This is a genomic window from Pseudoalteromonas sp. S3431, from assembly GCF_000690035.1.
Lineage (GTDB): Bacteria > Pseudomonadota > Gammaproteobacteria > Enterobacterales > Alteromonadaceae > Pseudoalteromonas > Pseudoalteromonas fuliginea.
This window is the reverse complement of the sequence record NZ_JJNY01000016.1, coordinates 1-14,166: the sequence shown is the minus strand read 5'-3', so window position 1 is coordinate 14,166 and position 14,166 is coordinate 1. Positions and strand designations below refer to the sequence as shown.

The following is a 14,166-nucleotide window of genomic DNA, read 5'->3' as shown; positions in this document are numbered from 1 at the left end:
CCAAAAGGCCCTTCGTGTTGCAGCAAGTAACACATTCTTTTTTATAAGTTAAAGTCTACAGAGTAAGCTACGTAGGCTTTAATATCTGAATCATCTATATCTGTATCAGACAAACCAAAAGTAAAACCGTCTTTTGAAATAGATATACCGTAATCTAAGATATTGTCGTCACCAATAAAATCACCAGAGTAATGACCTAAATGTAGTGCCATTTCAGTACCGTTACTACCGACAGCAAAGCCATAATCAGCAGTTAGGTAAAGTGAGTCGCCAAAGTCTGTACCGTCACCACTTGCAGCTGATGTTGCAAGTACAGAAGCGCCAAACGTGAAGCCTTCAACACTAATACTACCGTAAATTTCAGAGAAATCTGCGTCAGCTTCAGAAGCTGCGTCTGGGTAAGCGTAATAAATATAACCAACATCGTAACTAACACTTTCGTTAATGTCGCCACCGAAGCCTGCGTATAAGTCAAGCTCGTAGGTCATTTCGTCAGCCCAAGATGCATTTGAAGCCCAAGTACCGGCATAAAAACCAGACTCATTAGCGTAGTCAATACCACCGGATATTGCCGCATCACCACCCGTTTGCTCTTGGCCGCGCCATAAGTAATTTGATGTTGCTGCCGCATTTGCTGTTACTTCAGCTTGAACTGATGTTGAGATTACCGATGTTGCAGCCATTAATGCGATGGTGCTAATCGCAATTGTTTTTTTTAGTTTGAGCATGTCCATTTCCCGTTATATGATTTTTGCATGCCAAGGTTTTATTATGTATTGCTTTAACCTTTTAACTGGATGCATTTTTATTGTTTAACTGGGGAGATGGTGCACTGTGTGTGCCAGCTTGGTTTTATTTATTTTAAAATGTATTTTTATATTTTAAAAATAATGACTTACAAAGGAGTAGTGTTTTTTTATTGAGGTAATTTTAATAAGTGTTCGCACGCTGCTGGTGCATAAATTAACCTAACCGCACCATTAAAGTACAGCTAGGTTAGATTTATTTAGCCGAAAATAGTACGCATTAGACTAATTGTTTCGTTAACGCCTCGACCTTTTTGTACTTCATTAATGATCGAGTCACGTTTGCTACGAATATGCTCAGGAATATCGTCAGCAGCAAGAGCACGGTCTACTAAAATTTCTGCAGACTCTTTGCCTCTACGTTGAGTTTTACCTGTCGTTGTTGTACTACGCTTAGGCTTGCTAAGTAACTTGATGTAGTTTGAACTGTCAGGTGTTTTAGTGTCTGCATAATAAAAGAAACATGGGATCAGTGCTTTAATAGCAACTAACTGTTCCTCTAGTTCGTTACTTGCATTAGCCATTTTATACCACGACATAGCTTGAATACCTTTAACGATATCTTGCCAGTAACGCTCAAAATCACTATTTTTAAGTTTTGGAACTCCAAGAGCGCCACATAATGCATCTAATCGATTATTTGTAATCGGAGTAAATAAATCAGGGCGGCGCATTGCTAGCAAGCGAGTTGCAGGGGCTAGCGTTGGTTTTTCATTGTTGTCGGTAAACACTTTTGAGTAAGCAGCAACAAATTGCTGGTATTCATATTGAGTGATATCACCTTCAAGTGGGATGTTTGCTAGAGCTGCATCAAAATCACCTGGTAAATCGCTAAGCATTTGATGAAAGCTTTTTGCACTCTTAGTTGAGGCAAACCATTCAACATCAAAGTTGTATGTGCTTGGATCAAGTGACGCCATATGTTTGCCGCTAAACGCAAGTAAATCTTCAGGAATCATATCTTTAAGAGATTGTTCACGAATGCTTTTAATGTAGTCTACTAAGCGAAGCTGTTCATCAAGAGCAATAACGTCTTTGTGTTGTTCTACAAATACACTTACAACAGGCCACGGAGCAATACGTAAAGTTTTAACCTGTAAAAAGCTGATAGCTGAAATAAGCTGATCGTGTAGCTTCTTAAGTATAGGTAATTGTTGCGGCTCTAGTAAATCGTAGTTCATACGATCTCTACTTGCATTTAATAGTTCGTAACACCAAGGTAAAAAATCATCAGGGTGGTTTTCTACTTTCACGGCCATAAGGTTAAGGCTTAACTCTGAAGATTGCTTCAGAATGTTCTGATAGATTTGATTTTCTTGTTCGCCTAGCGTCATTTTTGACGGTGAAATTAGCAGTTTTTTCATGCCTTGTAGAATCTCCGGATTAGATATATATTTTTTTGCTGGTCTATTTTAGCGCAATTACATCAATAACAACAGCGCTGTCCTCAATGCTTAATAGTGACAGGGGATAAATATCTATACTTTTCAATGTATCAAGATTAAATTATAGGTAAATATTAGTTATTTTGATTTGAGGTTTTTGTGAGATATTGTCATTAAATTTACAATGTTTAATTTCAAGAGCATTAAATTGAATTATTTAGTTAATGCTTTTTTATAGCATTAACCATTTCATTAGTACTCTACTATATGTTTTTTATGCTGAAATTTTCAGCACGGATTCATATCATGCCAAATAAGTTAAACTAAATAGCATTTTTACAACTTCAGCAATGATTTTAAAGCTAACACTCGCTATGATAAGAACATTATTTGCACGTTTGAAAGGACGATCATGAAAACCTTACTTAAAATTGTAGGTGTAATACTTTTATTATGTATAGCACTAATTGTTGCCGCACCGTTTTTAATTCCTACTGATACTATTTTTAATAAAGTGTCGCAGCAGGTAGAACAAACAACTGGGCGCACTCTTACTATTAAAGGTGATAAAACACTTAGCGTATTCCCTGCATTAAAGTTAGAACTTAACGACGTGCATTTTGCAAATATGGGATCAGGTTCGCGCGCCGACATGGCGAGTATGAAACAGCTTGCTGTACATATACCTTGGTTTTCATTATTTGGTGGTGAGTTTAAATTAGATAAGTTTGTTATAAACGAACCCAATATCCTATTAGAAACCGACAAAAATGGTAAAGCTAATTGGCAGTTGTTTGATGCAGTTGCAGAGCAACCTAAAGAGCAAAGCCAATCAGGTGAAGCAATAAAGCTTCCAGATAACTTTGATATTGAGCTAGGTGAGGTTGCTATTTATGGCGGTACATTTACTTATCTAGATGGTCAAACAGGTACTAAGCAACAAATTAGTGATTTAGAACTCGCTATTTTACTTCCATCACTTCGTAAAACATTAGAAGTAAAAGGGGGTATTACTTATATGCAGGAGCGTTTTGAGCTTGATATAAAATTAGATACTCCAGCTAAAGCAATTGAAGGTGCTACTTTTAATGTTAAACAAACCTTAGATTCTCGTTTAGTTGATTTAACGTTCGAAGGGAGCATCGCTAAGCAAGGCCAAGATATTAAAGGTCAGTTAGCACTAAGCGGTGAGTCTGTTAAAAGTATTGCGAAATGGCAAGGTGTAGAGTTAGACGCTAAAGACAATGCTTTTAATGCATTTAGTGTAAACGGTAAAATGCACCTAGCAGGTGAGAAATTTAATTTAGAAGATTTAGCTGCGACGTTAGACGCATTGGAAATAAAAGGTAAGAGCGAGCTTAACCTAGGTAAGCGTTTAGCTGTAAATGCTGATATTGATTTAGGTATGCTTGATTTAAACCCGTACCTACCTGAAGCAGTAGCAAAACAGGAAGAGCCAGTAGAGCAAGAAGATAAGCCTGCAGAGCCAATAGTATGGGATGACACTAAAATTGATTTAAGTGCATTAAATTCACTAGATGCGAATGTAGTAATTCGTTCAAGTGGATTAAAAGCTAATGATATTAAGTTGGGCGCAAATCAATTTACTGTTGCTTTAAAAAATAGCGTTGCAAAACTAAGCCTAGATAGCTTTTCTGCTTATGAAGGGTCAGGTAAAGGCGTTATCAATGTAAACGCACAGCAAGTGCCTTATAAAATATCAACTAACTTTGACTTAGCTGGTATAGATGCACAGCCTTTATTAGCGGATGCGGCAGGTTTTGACAAGCTAATGGGTAAGGGGTCTTTAAATTGGAACCTAAGCACAACTGGCCAAAGTCAAAAGTCGTTTATTGGTGCGCTTAACGGAAAACTTGGGTTTGAGTTTGCTGATGGCGCTGTAAAAGGCGCGAATATAGCTGAAATGGTACGTAAAGGTAAGGAGCTTATTTCAGGAAACTTTGGTGCAGCATCTGAAGGGTTAGATACTGGGTTTGAAGAATCAGAGCAAACAGATTTCTCTGCACTAACGGGAAGCTTCAACTTTACTAATGGTGTTGGCAAAAATACCGACCTATCACTTATCAGCCCACTTATTAGAATATCAGGTGAAGGCGATGTTGATTTACCCCAAACAACGGTTAACTACCGTTTAGTTACAGGCATAGTTGGATCGACTGAAGGACAGGGAACGACTGATGACAGTACAGGCTTTAAAATACCACTGCGCATAAAAGGCCCTTTCCACGATGTAGGTATAAAGCTTGACGTTGGCAGTGCGCTCAAAGATGAAGCTAAACAAAAGGTCGATGAGGCAAAAGAAAAGGCAAAAGAAAAAGCAAAAGATAAGATTAAAGATAAATTAAAAGGTTTCTTTGGTTAATTTATTGCGCTCTAAACAAACAAGGCACATTACAGGTGCCTTGTTTGTTTTGTAACCACCTGTAAAATAGCTACATAGCCGGAATTGCTCAGCTTTAATTTCCCATCACTCCAAATTAATTAAAAAATAACCTATCGCTACCCCCTCAATGCTGGTACAATTGCCCGCCCTTAAGAGACAACTCGTTTGTTTTTGAGTGGGATTTAATCGAAATGTCTTGATTTTAAACAAATTTAAGACACGTTGTAATTACTACACCGGAGGTCATTAACATGATCCAAATGCAAACTCAGCTGGAAGTTGCTGATAACAGCGGCGCTCGCAAAGTGCAGTGTATAAAAGTCCTTGGTGGTTCACACCGTCGCTACGCAGCGATTGGCGACATCATTAAAGTTTCTGTTAAAGAAGCTATTCCTCGCGGTAAAGTGAAGAAAGGTGATGTTAAAAACGCGGTAGTTGTGCGTACCAGAAAAGGTGTTCGCCGTCCAGATGGTTCTCTGATCCGTTTTGACAGCAACGCTGCTGTTATCTTAAATGATAACTTACAGCCAATTGGTACACGTATTTTCGGCCCTGTGACTCGCGAACTTCGTAATGATAAGTTCATGAAAATCGTTTCACTAGCCCCAGAAGTACTGTAAGGAGCCAATCATGGCAGCAAAAATACGTCGTGATGACGAAGTAATCGTACTAGCAGGTAAAGACAAAGGTAAGCGCGGAAAAGTGCTTTCAGTTGTTACTGAATCTGGTCGAATCTTTGTCGAAGGCATAAACTTGATCAAGAAACACCAAAAGCCGGTTCCACAATTGAACCAAGCTGGCGGTATTGTTGAGAAAGAAGCATCTATGGATGCATCAAACGTTGCGATCTTCAACTCGGAAACGAGTAAAGCTGATCGTGTAGGTTTCAAGATTGAAGATGGTAAGAAATTACGTATCTTTAAATCTACTGGTAAAACTATCTAATAGTTGGAGTAGAATGATGGCGAAACTGCATGAAGTATATAAAGACAAAGTAGTAGCTGAACTTCAAGAGAAGTTTGGTTTCAGCTCTGTCATGCAAGTCCCTCAGATCGAAAAGATCACATTGAATATGGGCGTGGGCGAAGCCCTAGCTGACAAGAAGATTTTAGATCACGCAGTAGCTGATCTTGCAGCAATCTCTGGTCAGAAACCTCTAATCACTAAAGCACGCAAATCTGTTGCTGGCTTCAAAGTGCGTGAAGGTTACCCAATTGGTTGTAAAGTAACCCTACGCGGCGAGCGTATGTGGGACTTTTTTGAGCGTTTGGTATCAATCGCTATCCCACGTATTCGTGACTTCCGTGGCGTAAGTGCTAAGTCTTTTGATGGACGTGGTAACTACAGCATGGGCGTACGTGAACAAATCATCTTCCCAGAAATCGATTACGATAAAGTAGACCGTGTACGCGGTATGGATATTACTATCACTACTTCTGCGAAATCTGATGAGGAAGGCCGTGCGTTGTTAGAAGCGTTTAACTTCCCATTTAAGAAATAAGGGTAGGGTTATGGCAAAGAATTCTATGAAAGCGCGCGAAGCTAAGCGCACAAAACTAGTTGCTCAATTCGCTGAAAAGCGTACAGCACTAAAAGCTATCATCACAGATGTTAACACATCTGAAGATGATCGTTGGGACGCGGTTCTTAAGCTACAAGCTTTACCTCGTGATTCTAGCCCTGTACGTCAACGTAATCGTTGTAACATTACGGGCCGCCCACATGGTTACCTTCGCAAATTCGGCATGAGCCGTATTAAAGTTCGCGAAGCAGCTATGCGCGGTGAAATTCCTGGCCTTAAAAAGGCTAGCTGGTAATAGAATCATGGGAGTAAGACTATGAGCTTGCAAGATCCTATCGCGGATTTGTTTACACGTATCCGTAATGGTCAATCAGCGAAGAAAGTATCTGTAACGATGCCAACTTCAAAGCTGAAAGTAGCATTAGCTAAAGTACTAAAAGACGAAGGTTACATCGTAGATTTCGCTGTTAACAGTGAAGCGAAACCTGAGCTTTCTATCGAGTTAAAGTACTTCGAAGGCAAAGCTGTAATTGAAAATATCCAGCGTGTAAGTCGCCCTGGTTTACGTATCTATAAGAAACGTGACCAATTACCTAAGGTAATGGGTGGTCTTGGTATCGCTATCGTATCAACTTCTAAAGGCCTAATGACAGACCGCACAGCACGTAGTGCTGGTGTTGGTGGTGAAATCATTGGTTTTGTAGCTTAATCGGAGGGGAACTATGTCTCGCATAGCAAAGGCACCAATTACTGTTCCTGCCGGTGTAGAAGTTACATTAAAAGGCCAGGAAATCACAGTTAAAGGCAAAAACGGTGAACTAACTCGTACTATCAACAACGCTGTTGAAGTACAAGTTAATGACAACGTTATTACAACTTTACCTCGTGATGGCGTAGCTAATGCATGGGCTCAAGCAGGTACTGCTCGTGCTCTAATCAACAACATGGTTGTTGGTACGCATGAAGGTTACGAGAAGAAACTTCAGTTAGTAGGCGTTGGTTACCGTGCAGCAGCTAAGGGTAAAGTTTTAGACTTAACACTTGGTTTCTCACACCCAGTTAATTTCGCAGTTCCTGAAGGAATTACGATTGAAACTCCAAGCCAAACAGAAGTTCTAGTTAAGGGCGTAGATAAGCAGTTAGTTGGTCAAACAGCTGCTAACATTCGTGCATACCGTAAACCTGAGCCTTATAAAGGTAAGGGTGTTCGTTATTCAGATGAGAATGTACGCCGTAAAGAGGCTAAGAAGAAGTAAGGTAAGACGATGGATAAAAAAACAGCTCGTCTACGTCGTGCTAAACGCACTCGTAGAAATTATATTGAACAAGGCACAACGCGTCTTGTTATCCACCGCACGCCACGTCACATATATGCTCAAGTAGTAAATGCTGAGGGTAATGTACTGGCTGCTGCTTCTACTGTTGAAAAGGCTATTAGCGAAACAGTTAAAGGCACCGGTAACGTTGAAGCTGCGCAAGCAGTTGGCAAAGCGGTTGCTGAACGTGCGGCTGACAAAGGCATCGAAAAGATTGCTTTTGATCGCAGTGGCTTTAAATATCACGGCCGTGTGAAGGCGCTAGCTGATGCTGCGCGTGAAGCCGGTTTGCAATTCTAGGAGTAGACAATGGCTAACGTAGAAGCAAAGCAACAACAGCCTGATCTAGCTGAAAAGCTAATCGCGGTAAACCGTGTGTCTAAAGTAGTTAAAGGTGGTCGTATCTTTAGCTTTACTGCACTAACTGTAGTTGGTGACGGCGCAGGTAAAGTAGGTTTTGGTTATGGTAAAGCACGTGAAGTTCCAGCTGCTATTCAAAAAGCAATGGAAAAGGCACGTCGCAACATGATTAACGTAGACCTAAATGGCAATACATTACAGCATCCTGTTAAGGGACGTCATGCTGGCTCACTAGTGTTCATGAAACCAGCCTCTGAAGGTACTGGTATCATCGCAGGTGGTGCTATGCGTGCAGTACTAGAAGTTACTGGTGTGCAGAACGTACTTTCTAAATGTTACGGTTCTACTAACCCGATCAACGTGGTACGTGCAACGATTTCGGCTCTTGAGAATATGAATTCTCCACAGTCTATCGCTGCAAAACGTGGCCTTCGCGTAGACGAAATTCTGGGGTAACCATGGCAAATCAAACTGTAAAAGTAACACAAGTAAAAAGCTCTATCGGTCGTTTACCGAAACATAAAGCTACATTACGCGGTCTTGGTTTACGTCGTATCAACCACACTGTTGAGTTAGAAGACACAGCATGTGTACGTGGTATGATAAACAAGGTTTCTTACATGGTTAAGGTAGAGGGTTAATTCGATGCATTTGAATACACTTTCACCTGCTGCAGGTTCAAAAACTGCTCCAAAACGTGTTGGTCGTGGTATCGGTTCTGGTCTAGGTAAGACTGGTGGTCGTGGTCACAAAGGTCAAAAGTCACGTTCTGGCGGTAAAGTACGCGTTGGTTTTGAAGGCGGTCAAATGCCTATGCAACGTCGTCTACCAAAATTTGGTTTCACTTCTCGCAAATCTTTAGTATCTGCAGAAATAAACCTTTTTGAAATCGCTAAAGTAGAAGGCGATGTGGTAGACCTAAGCGCGTTACAAGCAGCTGGTCTAGTTAAAAAGAACGTTCTTTTCGTTAAAGTTGTTAAATCTGGCGAAGTTTCACGCGCTGTTACCGTTAAAGGCCTTAAAGCCTCTAAAGGTGCTCGCGAAGCAATTGAAGCTGCCGGAGGCAAGGTAGAAGACTAAGGAAGTACTAATGGCTAAACCAGGTCAAGATACACAAAGTGCACAAAGTGGACTTTCGGAATTGAAGCGCCGATTACTCTTCGTATTGGGTGCTATCATAATTTACCGTCTAGGTTCATTTGTGCCGATCCCTGGGATTGACGCCGCTGTACTTGCCGATTTCTTCGAGCAACAAAAGGGCACCATTGTTGAAATGTTCAACATGTTCAGTGGTGGTGCACTTGAGCGAGCTTCAGTGTTAGCACTGGGTATTATGCCGTATATTTCGGCTTCGATTATTACGCAACTATTAACGCATATGTATCCTCCGTTTATAGAGCTTAAGAAAGAAGGTGAACAAGGGCGTAAAAAAATTAGCCAGTACACACGCTATGGCACGCTTGTGCTAGCTACTATTCAATCAATCGGTATTGCTACTAGCTTACCGGGCATGATGGAGGGGTTAGTAGTTAACCCTGGTATGGGTTTCTATTTCACCGCAGTGGTGAGTTTAGTAACTGGTACTATGTTCCTTATGTGGTTGGGTGAACAGATAACAGAACGTGGTATCGGCAACGGTATTTCTGTTCTAATATTTGTTGGTATTGTAGCTAACTTGCCGTCTGCTATTGGTTCGACAGTCGAAATGGCGCGCCAAGGTGATTTGAATGTTTTTGTACTGTTGATGGTTGCGGTAATCGTATTCGCTGTTACTTATCTTGTAGTGTTTTTTGAACGTGGACAACGTCGTATTGTTGTTAACTACGCAAAGCGCCAACAAGGTCGTCAAGTATTTGCTGCTCAAAGCACGCATTTACCACTAAAAGTAAATATGGCGGGTGTTATTCCACCAATCTTCGCTAGCAGTATAATTCTGTTCCCTGGTACAATTGCAAGCTGGTTCGGCCAAGGTGAAGGTCCGGTCGCTGATGTATTACAAGCTGTTGCTACTACGCTGACTCCAGGTCAACCGTTGTACTCACTTGTTTTAGCTGCGGCTATTATCTTCTTCTGCTTTTTCTATACAGCGTTGGTGTTTAACCCGCGTGAAACTGCAGACAACCTTAAGAAATCTGGCGCATTTATCCCAGGTATTCGACCAGGTGAGCAGACATCTAAATACATTGATAAAGTGATGACACGCCTGACATTGGCAGGTGCTTTGTATATAACCTTTATCTGTCTGGTGCCTGAATTCATGACTATGGCATGGCAAACGCCATTCTATTTCGGCGGTACATCAATTTTGATTATCGTTGTTGTAATCATGGACTTTATGGCACAAGTACAGACTCACCTGATGTCTCATCAGTATGATTCTGTGCTGAAAAAAGCGAACCTTAAAGGCTACGGTCGATAAGGTCAGTTTACGGAGTTGAGCAATGAAAGTACGTGCTTCCGTTAAGAAAATATGCCGTAACTGTAAAGTTATTAAACGTGCTGGTGTAGTACGCGTAATTTGCAGTGAGCCTAAGCATAAGCAAAGGCAAGGCTAAGTAAACAGTCGTGCAGGCTGAGTTTTCTCGGCCTGTGTTTTTAGTAGTAATTTGGTCTTCGTTTGAGTATCCTTACGGGCTTTTCAAACTTATGATTACCAAATTCGAATATAGGAGATGTGTTAGTGGCCCGTATTGCTGGCATTAACGTCCCTGATCATAAACATGCAGTTATTGGTTTAACAGCTATTTATGGCATAGGTAAGACTCGCTCTAAGGCTATCTTAGAAGCGACTGGTATCGCCGAAACCACAAAAATCGGTGAACTTTCAGACGAAATTCTTGACGTACTGCGTGATGCAGTTGGCAAGTACACTGTTGAAGGTGATCTTCGTCGTGAAGTTACTTTAAATATCAAGCGCCTAATGGACCTTGGTTGTTATCGTGGCCTACGTCACCGTCGCTCTTTACCACTACGTGGTCAAAGAACTAAGACTAACGCGCGCACCCGTAAGGGTCCTCGTAAGCCTATTAAGCGATAAGGGGATAGTATTATGGCTAAGACACCAATTCGTCGTAAAAAGGTTAAAAAACAAGTTGCTGATGGTATGGCTCATGTTCATGCGTCTTTCAACAACACTATTGTAACGATTACCGACCGTCAAGGTAATGCATTATCATGGGCTACTGCCGGTGGTTCAGGTTTCCGTGGTTCACGTAAATCTACACCATTTGCTGCTCAGGTTGCTGCAGAGCGTGCAGGTACTGCTGCTCAAGAATACGGTTTAAAGAATCTAGAAGTTTTCATCAAAGGTCCAGGTCCAGGTCGTGAATCTGCTGTACGTGCTTTGAATGCTGCTGGTTACCGTATTACCAACATTACTGACGTGACGCCAATACCACATAATGGTTGTCGTCCACCGAAGAAACGTCGCGTTTAACAATAGGTTAGGAGAAATAACATGGCAAGATATTTGGGCCCTAAGCTCAAGCTGAGTCGTCGTGAAGGTACTGACCTGTTCCTTAAGAGCGGCGTAAGAGCTATCGACTCTAAGTGTAAACTTGAGACTGCACCTGGTCAGCACGGCGCTCGTAAAGGTCGCTTATCTGATTACGGTTTACAATTACGTGAAAAGCAAAAAGTACGTCGTATCTACGGTGTATTAGAAAAGCAATTCCGTAACTACTACAAAGAAGCTGCTCGCCTTAAAGGCAACACAGGTGAAAACTTGTTACAGCTTTTAGAGCAACGTTTAGACAATGTTGTATATCGCATGGGTTTTGCTAGCACACGTGCAGAAGCACGTCAGTTAGTAAGCCATAAAGCGATTTTAGTTAATGGTCGTGTTGTGAACATTCCTTCATACGTAATTACACCAGAAGATACTGTTGTAATCCGTGAGAAGTCTAAGACACAAGCACGTATCATCGCTGCTCTAGAGTTGGCTGAGCAACGTGAAAAGCCGACTTGGGTTGAAGTTGACGGTAAGAAATTGGAAGGCAGCTTTAAGCGTCTACCTGAGCGTTCAGACCTGTCTGCGGACATTAATGAACAACTAATCGTCGAACTTTACTCTAAGTAAAGTTAAGAGTTAAGAGAGGATAAAATGCAGGGTTCTGTTACAGAATTTCTAAAACCAAGGTTAGTCGACATCGACGCTATCAACCCAACGCGTTCTAAAATAGTTTTAGAACCATTAGAGCGAGGCTTTGGCCATACTCTGGGTAATGCTTTACGCCGTATATTACTTTCATCTATGCCTGGATGTGCAGTAACTGAAGTTGAAATCGACGGTGTATTACATGAGTACAGCGCGAAAGAAGGCGTTCAAGAAGACATCATTGAAATACTATTAAACCTTAAAGGTTTAGCAGTAACGTTAGAAGGCAAAGATGAAGTTTTTCTGACCCTGACTAAATCTGGTGTAGGCCCTGTTACTGCGGCTGATATTCAGCACGATGGCGATGTAACAATTGCTAATCCAGATCACGTTATTTGTAATTTAACTACAAATAACAGCGAGATCAGCATGCGTATTCGTGTTGAACGTGGTCGTGGTTATGTGCCGGCATCTAGTCGTTTATCCTCTGATGACGATGAGCGTCCAATTGGTAGATTGTTGCTTGATGCATCATTTAGCCCAGTTGAACGTATTGCGTACTCGGTTGAATCAGCTCGAGTTGAGCAACGTACAGATTTAGACAAATTAATCATTGATATGGAAACAAACGGCACTTTAGATCCAGAAGAAGCGATCCGCCGTGCGTCTACTATCTTAGCTGAGCAATTAGATGCATTCGTAGATTTACGCGATGTAACTGAGCCAGAAGAGAAAGAAGAGAAGCCAGAATTCGATCCTATTCTACTTCGTCCAGTTGATGATCTTGAACTAACAGTACGCTCAGCAAATTGTTTGAAAGCCGAGCAAATTCAATATATTGGTGATTTAGTTCAGCGCACTGAAGTTGAGCTTCTTAAAACGCCTAATCTAGGTAAGAAGTCTCTAACTGAAATTAAAGACGTGCTAGCTTCACGTGGTCTTTCTCTGGGCATGCGCCTAGAAAATTGGCCGCCTGCAAGTTTAGCTGAATAATCTAAATCACTATATTAGTTTAGTTAGAAGGATAGGGTCATGCGCCATCGTAAGAGTGGTCGTCAATTAAACCGTAACAGTAGCCATCGTAAAGCGATGTTTAGCAATATGGCAGGTTCTTTGGTGAAACATGAAATCATCAAAACTACTTTGCCTAAAGCGAAAGAGTTACGTCGTGTAATTGAACCTTTAATCACACTGGCTAAGACTGACAGTGTAGCAAATCGCCGTTTAGCGTTTGCTCGCACGCGTGATAATGAAGTTGTTGGTAAATTATTCAGTGAAATCGGTCCGCGTAATGCAGATCGTCCAGGTGGTTACACTCGTATTCTTAAGTGTGGCTTCCGTACTGGTGATAATGCACCAATGGCTTATATTGAACTAGTTGGTCGCCCAGCGACTAACGAAGCAGTTCAAGAAGACGCACAGTCTGCAGAGTAAGTCTTAAAGAAACCTAAAAGCCGAGCAATGCTCGGCTTTTTCTTGCCTAAAATTTATTAAGTCCCCTCCAACAGAATATTTCTTCCTAAAGTTCCTATTTTATAAGCTTATATGGATTCATTTAAAACTTTTATCAGCGATATCTTTTCATCAAGAGTGGTTTATTAACTATCCTAATGACTTTTTTAAACTCAAGACGGCTAATTGAATTGGCTTCATAATAAATAAATGAGCAAAAACTAAATTTAGCTGATATTTAACATCTTACACTTTCTATTGAGCCTCAACGCCCACAGACTTAAATAGTTCCATTTTTTAAACCGAACTAAATTCACGTAGAGCATAGCAAGTCAATTCAAGAATGCTCTTTGTATTTGCCTTATCTAATTGTTACTCCTTATAAAGAAGCAATTTGAACTTTGTGTAGCGGTATAGATCATTTATTAATGAATAGGATTCGAATGGATCCCATTTCGAAAGGGTGACTATGGCTTTTAATACTCGTTTTTACATTAACTAGCTATATAAACTAGTAAAGACACACTGTTTAGTGTTGTTTTTGACCGTTTAGCTCAAATTGTCAGCGAACAGCACATTATTTCAAGTTTTCTTCAAAAAAGGGTTGATCTGTTTTCGGATCTCCCTATAATGCGACCCCACTGAGACGGGAAACGCCAACGCATAGCGGGGCACGAACAACTCAGGGTGTTAAGTAAAACTTAAATTGAATTTTTTAGAAAGTTTAAATTTAAGTGTTGACAAAAAAATAGGAAAGCGTAATATGCGCAGCCCTAGCGAGATAAAGTTCAACTTTATAATCGCAACGTTCTTTAACAATATAAA

At 40.8% G+C, this 14,166-nt stretch carries 20 protein-coding genes; 18 read left to right on the top strand and 2 right to left on the bottom strand.

Annotation, left to right across the window (positions count from 1 at the left end; all coding sequences use genetic code 11):
- Window positions 1-41: 41 nt before the first annotated feature.
- Both DO88_RS14345 and DO88_RS14350 read right to left on the bottom strand, forming a co-directional pair.
- Window positions 42-728, bottom strand: coding sequence for a TorF family putative porin (locus DO88_RS14345; RefSeq protein ID WP_033023360.1), 687 nt, complete (start codon window positions 726-728; stop codon window positions 42-44).
- 278 nt (window positions 729-1,006) lie between these two features.
- Complete coding sequence (locus tag DO88_RS14350; RefSeq protein WP_033023362.1) at window positions 1,007-2,170, bottom strand: hypothetical protein; 1,164 nt, start codon at window positions 2,168-2,170, stop codon at window positions 1,007-1,009.
- A 433-nt stretch (window positions 2,171-2,603) separates the two neighbouring features.
- Between DO88_RS14350 and DO88_RS14355 the strand changes: the two genes are divergently transcribed.
- From DO88_RS14355 to rplQ, 18 genes are all read left to right on the top strand, one after another.
- Window positions 2,604-4,574: an AsmA family protein gene (locus tag DO88_RS14355; protein WP_033038265.1), complete on the top strand. Its 1,971-nt coding sequence runs from the start codon at window positions 2,604-2,606 to the stop codon at window positions 4,572-4,574.
- A 272-nt stretch (window positions 4,575-4,846) separates the two neighbouring features.
- On the top strand, window positions 4,847-5,215 hold the full coding sequence (rplN, locus tag DO88_RS14360; RefSeq protein WP_002959498.1) for a 50S ribosomal protein L14: 369 nt from the start codon (window positions 4,847-4,849) through the stop codon (window positions 5,213-5,215).
- Window positions 5,216-5,225: 10 nt separating this feature from the next.
- The gene (gene rplX / locus DO88_RS14365; RefSeq protein WP_002959496.1) at window positions 5,226-5,540 is read left to right on the top strand and encodes a 50S ribosomal protein L24; all 315 of its coding nucleotides are present in this window, start codon (window positions 5,226-5,228) and stop codon (window positions 5,538-5,540) included.
- A gap of 16 nt (window positions 5,541-5,556) precedes the next feature.
- Window positions 5,557-6,096: a 50S ribosomal protein L5 gene (gene rplE / locus DO88_RS14370; protein ID WP_024610257.1), complete on the top strand. Its 540-nt coding sequence runs from the start codon at window positions 5,557-5,559 to the stop codon at window positions 6,094-6,096.
- 10 nt (window positions 6,097-6,106) lie between these two features.
- The gene (gene rpsN, locus DO88_RS14375; RefSeq protein ID WP_033016334.1) at window positions 6,107-6,412 is read left to right on the top strand and encodes a 30S ribosomal protein S14; all 306 of its coding nucleotides are present in this window, start codon (window positions 6,107-6,109) and stop codon (window positions 6,410-6,412) included.
- Window positions 6,413-6,433: 21 nt separating this feature from the next.
- Entirely contained in the window at window positions 6,434-6,826 is a 393-nt protein-coding gene (gene rpsH, locus DO88_RS14380; protein WP_007376462.1) for a 30S ribosomal protein S8, read from the top strand.
- Between the two features lie 13 nt (window positions 6,827-6,839).
- On the top strand, window positions 6,840-7,373 hold the full coding sequence (rplF, locus tag DO88_RS14385; RefSeq protein ID WP_007376463.1) for a 50S ribosomal protein L6: 534 nt from the start codon (window positions 6,840-6,842) through the stop codon (window positions 7,371-7,373).
- A gap of 9 nt (window positions 7,374-7,382) precedes the next feature.
- Window positions 7,383-7,733: a 50S ribosomal protein L18 gene (gene rplR, locus DO88_RS14390; RefSeq protein ID WP_002959486.1), complete on the top strand. Its 351-nt coding sequence runs from the start codon at window positions 7,383-7,385 to the stop codon at window positions 7,731-7,733.
- Between the two features lie 9 nt (window positions 7,734-7,742).
- On the top strand, window positions 7,743-8,249 hold the full coding sequence (rpsE, locus tag DO88_RS14395) for a 30S ribosomal protein S5 (RefSeq protein WP_002959485.1): 507 nt from the start codon (window positions 7,743-7,745) through the stop codon (window positions 8,247-8,249).
- A gap of 2 nt (window positions 8,250-8,251) precedes the next feature.
- A complete protein-coding gene (gene rpmD, locus DO88_RS14400; RefSeq protein WP_002959482.1) occupies window positions 8,252-8,434 on the top strand; it encodes a 50S ribosomal protein L30 in 183 nt (60 codons plus the stop codon).
- 4 nt (window positions 8,435-8,438) lie between these two features.
- Entirely contained in the window at window positions 8,439-8,873 is a 435-nt protein-coding gene (gene rplO / locus DO88_RS14405) for a 50S ribosomal protein L15 (RefSeq protein WP_002959480.1), read from the top strand.
- 10 nt (window positions 8,874-8,883) lie between these two features.
- Window positions 8,884-10,212 carry a preprotein translocase subunit SecY gene (secY, locus tag DO88_RS14410; protein ID WP_007376464.1) on the top strand — a complete coding sequence of 443 codons (1,329 nt, stop codon included), beginning with the start codon at window positions 8,884-8,886 and terminating at the stop codon, window positions 10,210-10,212.
- A 22-nt stretch (window positions 10,213-10,234) separates the two neighbouring features.
- On the top strand, window positions 10,235-10,348 hold the full coding sequence (gene rpmJ / locus DO88_RS14415; protein ID WP_002959476.1) for a 50S ribosomal protein L36: 114 nt from the start codon (window positions 10,235-10,237) through the stop codon (window positions 10,346-10,348).
- A gap of 125 nt (window positions 10,349-10,473) precedes the next feature.
- On the top strand, window positions 10,474-10,830 hold the full coding sequence (gene rpsM / locus DO88_RS14420; protein ID WP_002959473.1) for a 30S ribosomal protein S13: 357 nt from the start codon (window positions 10,474-10,476) through the stop codon (window positions 10,828-10,830).
- Between the two features lie 12 nt (window positions 10,831-10,842).
- Complete coding sequence (rpsK, locus tag DO88_RS14425; protein ID WP_002959471.1) at window positions 10,843-11,229, top strand: 30S ribosomal protein S11; 387 nt, start codon at window positions 10,843-10,845, stop codon at window positions 11,227-11,229.
- A 21-nt stretch (window positions 11,230-11,250) separates the two neighbouring features.
- Window positions 11,251-11,871 carry a 30S ribosomal protein S4 gene (gene rpsD, locus DO88_RS14430; RefSeq protein ID WP_002959461.1) on the top strand — a complete coding sequence of 207 codons (621 nt, stop codon included), beginning with the start codon at window positions 11,251-11,253 and terminating at the stop codon, window positions 11,869-11,871.
- A 24-nt stretch (window positions 11,872-11,895) separates the two neighbouring features.
- Window positions 11,896-12,882: a DNA-directed RNA polymerase subunit alpha gene (locus tag DO88_RS14435; protein ID WP_002959452.1), complete on the top strand. Its 987-nt coding sequence runs from the start codon at window positions 11,896-11,898 to the stop codon at window positions 12,880-12,882.
- 39 nt (window positions 12,883-12,921) lie between these two features.
- Window positions 12,922-13,323, top strand: coding sequence for a 50S ribosomal protein L17 (rplQ, locus tag DO88_RS14440; protein WP_033038263.1), 402 nt, complete (start codon window positions 12,922-12,924; stop codon window positions 13,321-13,323).
- The last annotated feature ends 843 nt before the right edge of the window (window positions 13,324-14,166 follow it).

Bases quoted from the DNA above. Each gene is read 5' to 3' on its own strand.
- rpsH (WP_007376462.1), top strand. From the start codon at position 6,434: ATGAGCTTGCAAGATCCTATCGCGGATTTGTTTACACGTATCCGTAAT.
- rpsE (WP_002959485.1), top strand. From the start codon at position 7,743: ATGGCTAACGTAGAAGCAAAGCAACAACAGCCTGATCTAGCTGAAAAG.
- rpsK (WP_002959471.1), top strand. From the start codon at position 10,843: ATGGCTAAGACACCAATTCGTCGTAAAAAGGTTAAAAAACAAGTTGCT.
- rplN (WP_002959498.1), top strand. From the start codon at position 4,847: ATGATCCAAATGCAAACTCAGCTGGAAGTTGCTGATAACAGCGGCGCT.
- rplE (WP_024610257.1), top strand. From the start codon at position 5,557: ATGGCGAAACTGCATGAAGTATATAAAGACAAAGTAGTAGCTGAACTT.
- rplF (WP_007376463.1), top strand. From the start codon at position 6,840: ATGTCTCGCATAGCAAAGGCACCAATTACTGTTCCTGCCGGTGTAGAA.
- rplO (WP_002959480.1), top strand. From the start codon at position 8,439: ATGCATTTGAATACACTTTCACCTGCTGCAGGTTCAAAAACTGCTCCA.
- rpsN (WP_033016334.1), top strand. From the start codon at position 6,107: ATGGCAAAGAATTCTATGAAAGCGCGCGAAGCTAAGCGCACAAAACTA.
- rpmJ (WP_002959476.1), top strand. From the start codon at position 10,235: ATGAAAGTACGTGCTTCCGTTAAGAAAATATGCCGTAACTGTAAAGTT.
- DO88_RS14345 (WP_033023360.1), bottom strand. From the start codon at position 728: ATGCTCAAACTAAAAAAAACAATTGCGATTAGCACCATCGCATTAATG.
- secY (WP_007376464.1), top strand. From the start codon at position 8,884: ATGGCTAAACCAGGTCAAGATACACAAAGTGCACAAAGTGGACTTTCG.
- DO88_RS14435 (WP_002959452.1), top strand. From the start codon at position 11,896: ATGCAGGGTTCTGTTACAGAATTTCTAAAACCAAGGTTAGTCGACATC.
- rplQ (WP_033038263.1), top strand. From the start codon at position 12,922: ATGCGCCATCGTAAGAGTGGTCGTCAATTAAACCGTAACAGTAGCCAT.
- rplX (WP_002959496.1), top strand. From the start codon at position 5,226: ATGGCAGCAAAAATACGTCGTGATGACGAAGTAATCGTACTAGCAGGT.
- rpsD (WP_002959461.1), top strand. From the start codon at position 11,251: ATGGCAAGATATTTGGGCCCTAAGCTCAAGCTGAGTCGTCGTGAAGGT.
- rpmD (WP_002959482.1), top strand. From the start codon at position 8,252: ATGGCAAATCAAACTGTAAAAGTAACACAAGTAAAAAGCTCTATCGGT.
- DO88_RS14355 (WP_033038265.1), top strand. From the start codon at position 2,604: ATGAAAACCTTACTTAAAATTGTAGGTGTAATACTTTTATTATGTATA.
- DO88_RS14350 (WP_033023362.1), bottom strand. From the start codon at position 2,170: ATGAAAAAACTGCTAATTTCACCGTCAAAAATGACGCTAGGCGAACAA.
- rplR (WP_002959486.1), top strand. From the start codon at position 7,383: ATGGATAAAAAAACAGCTCGTCTACGTCGTGCTAAACGCACTCGTAGA.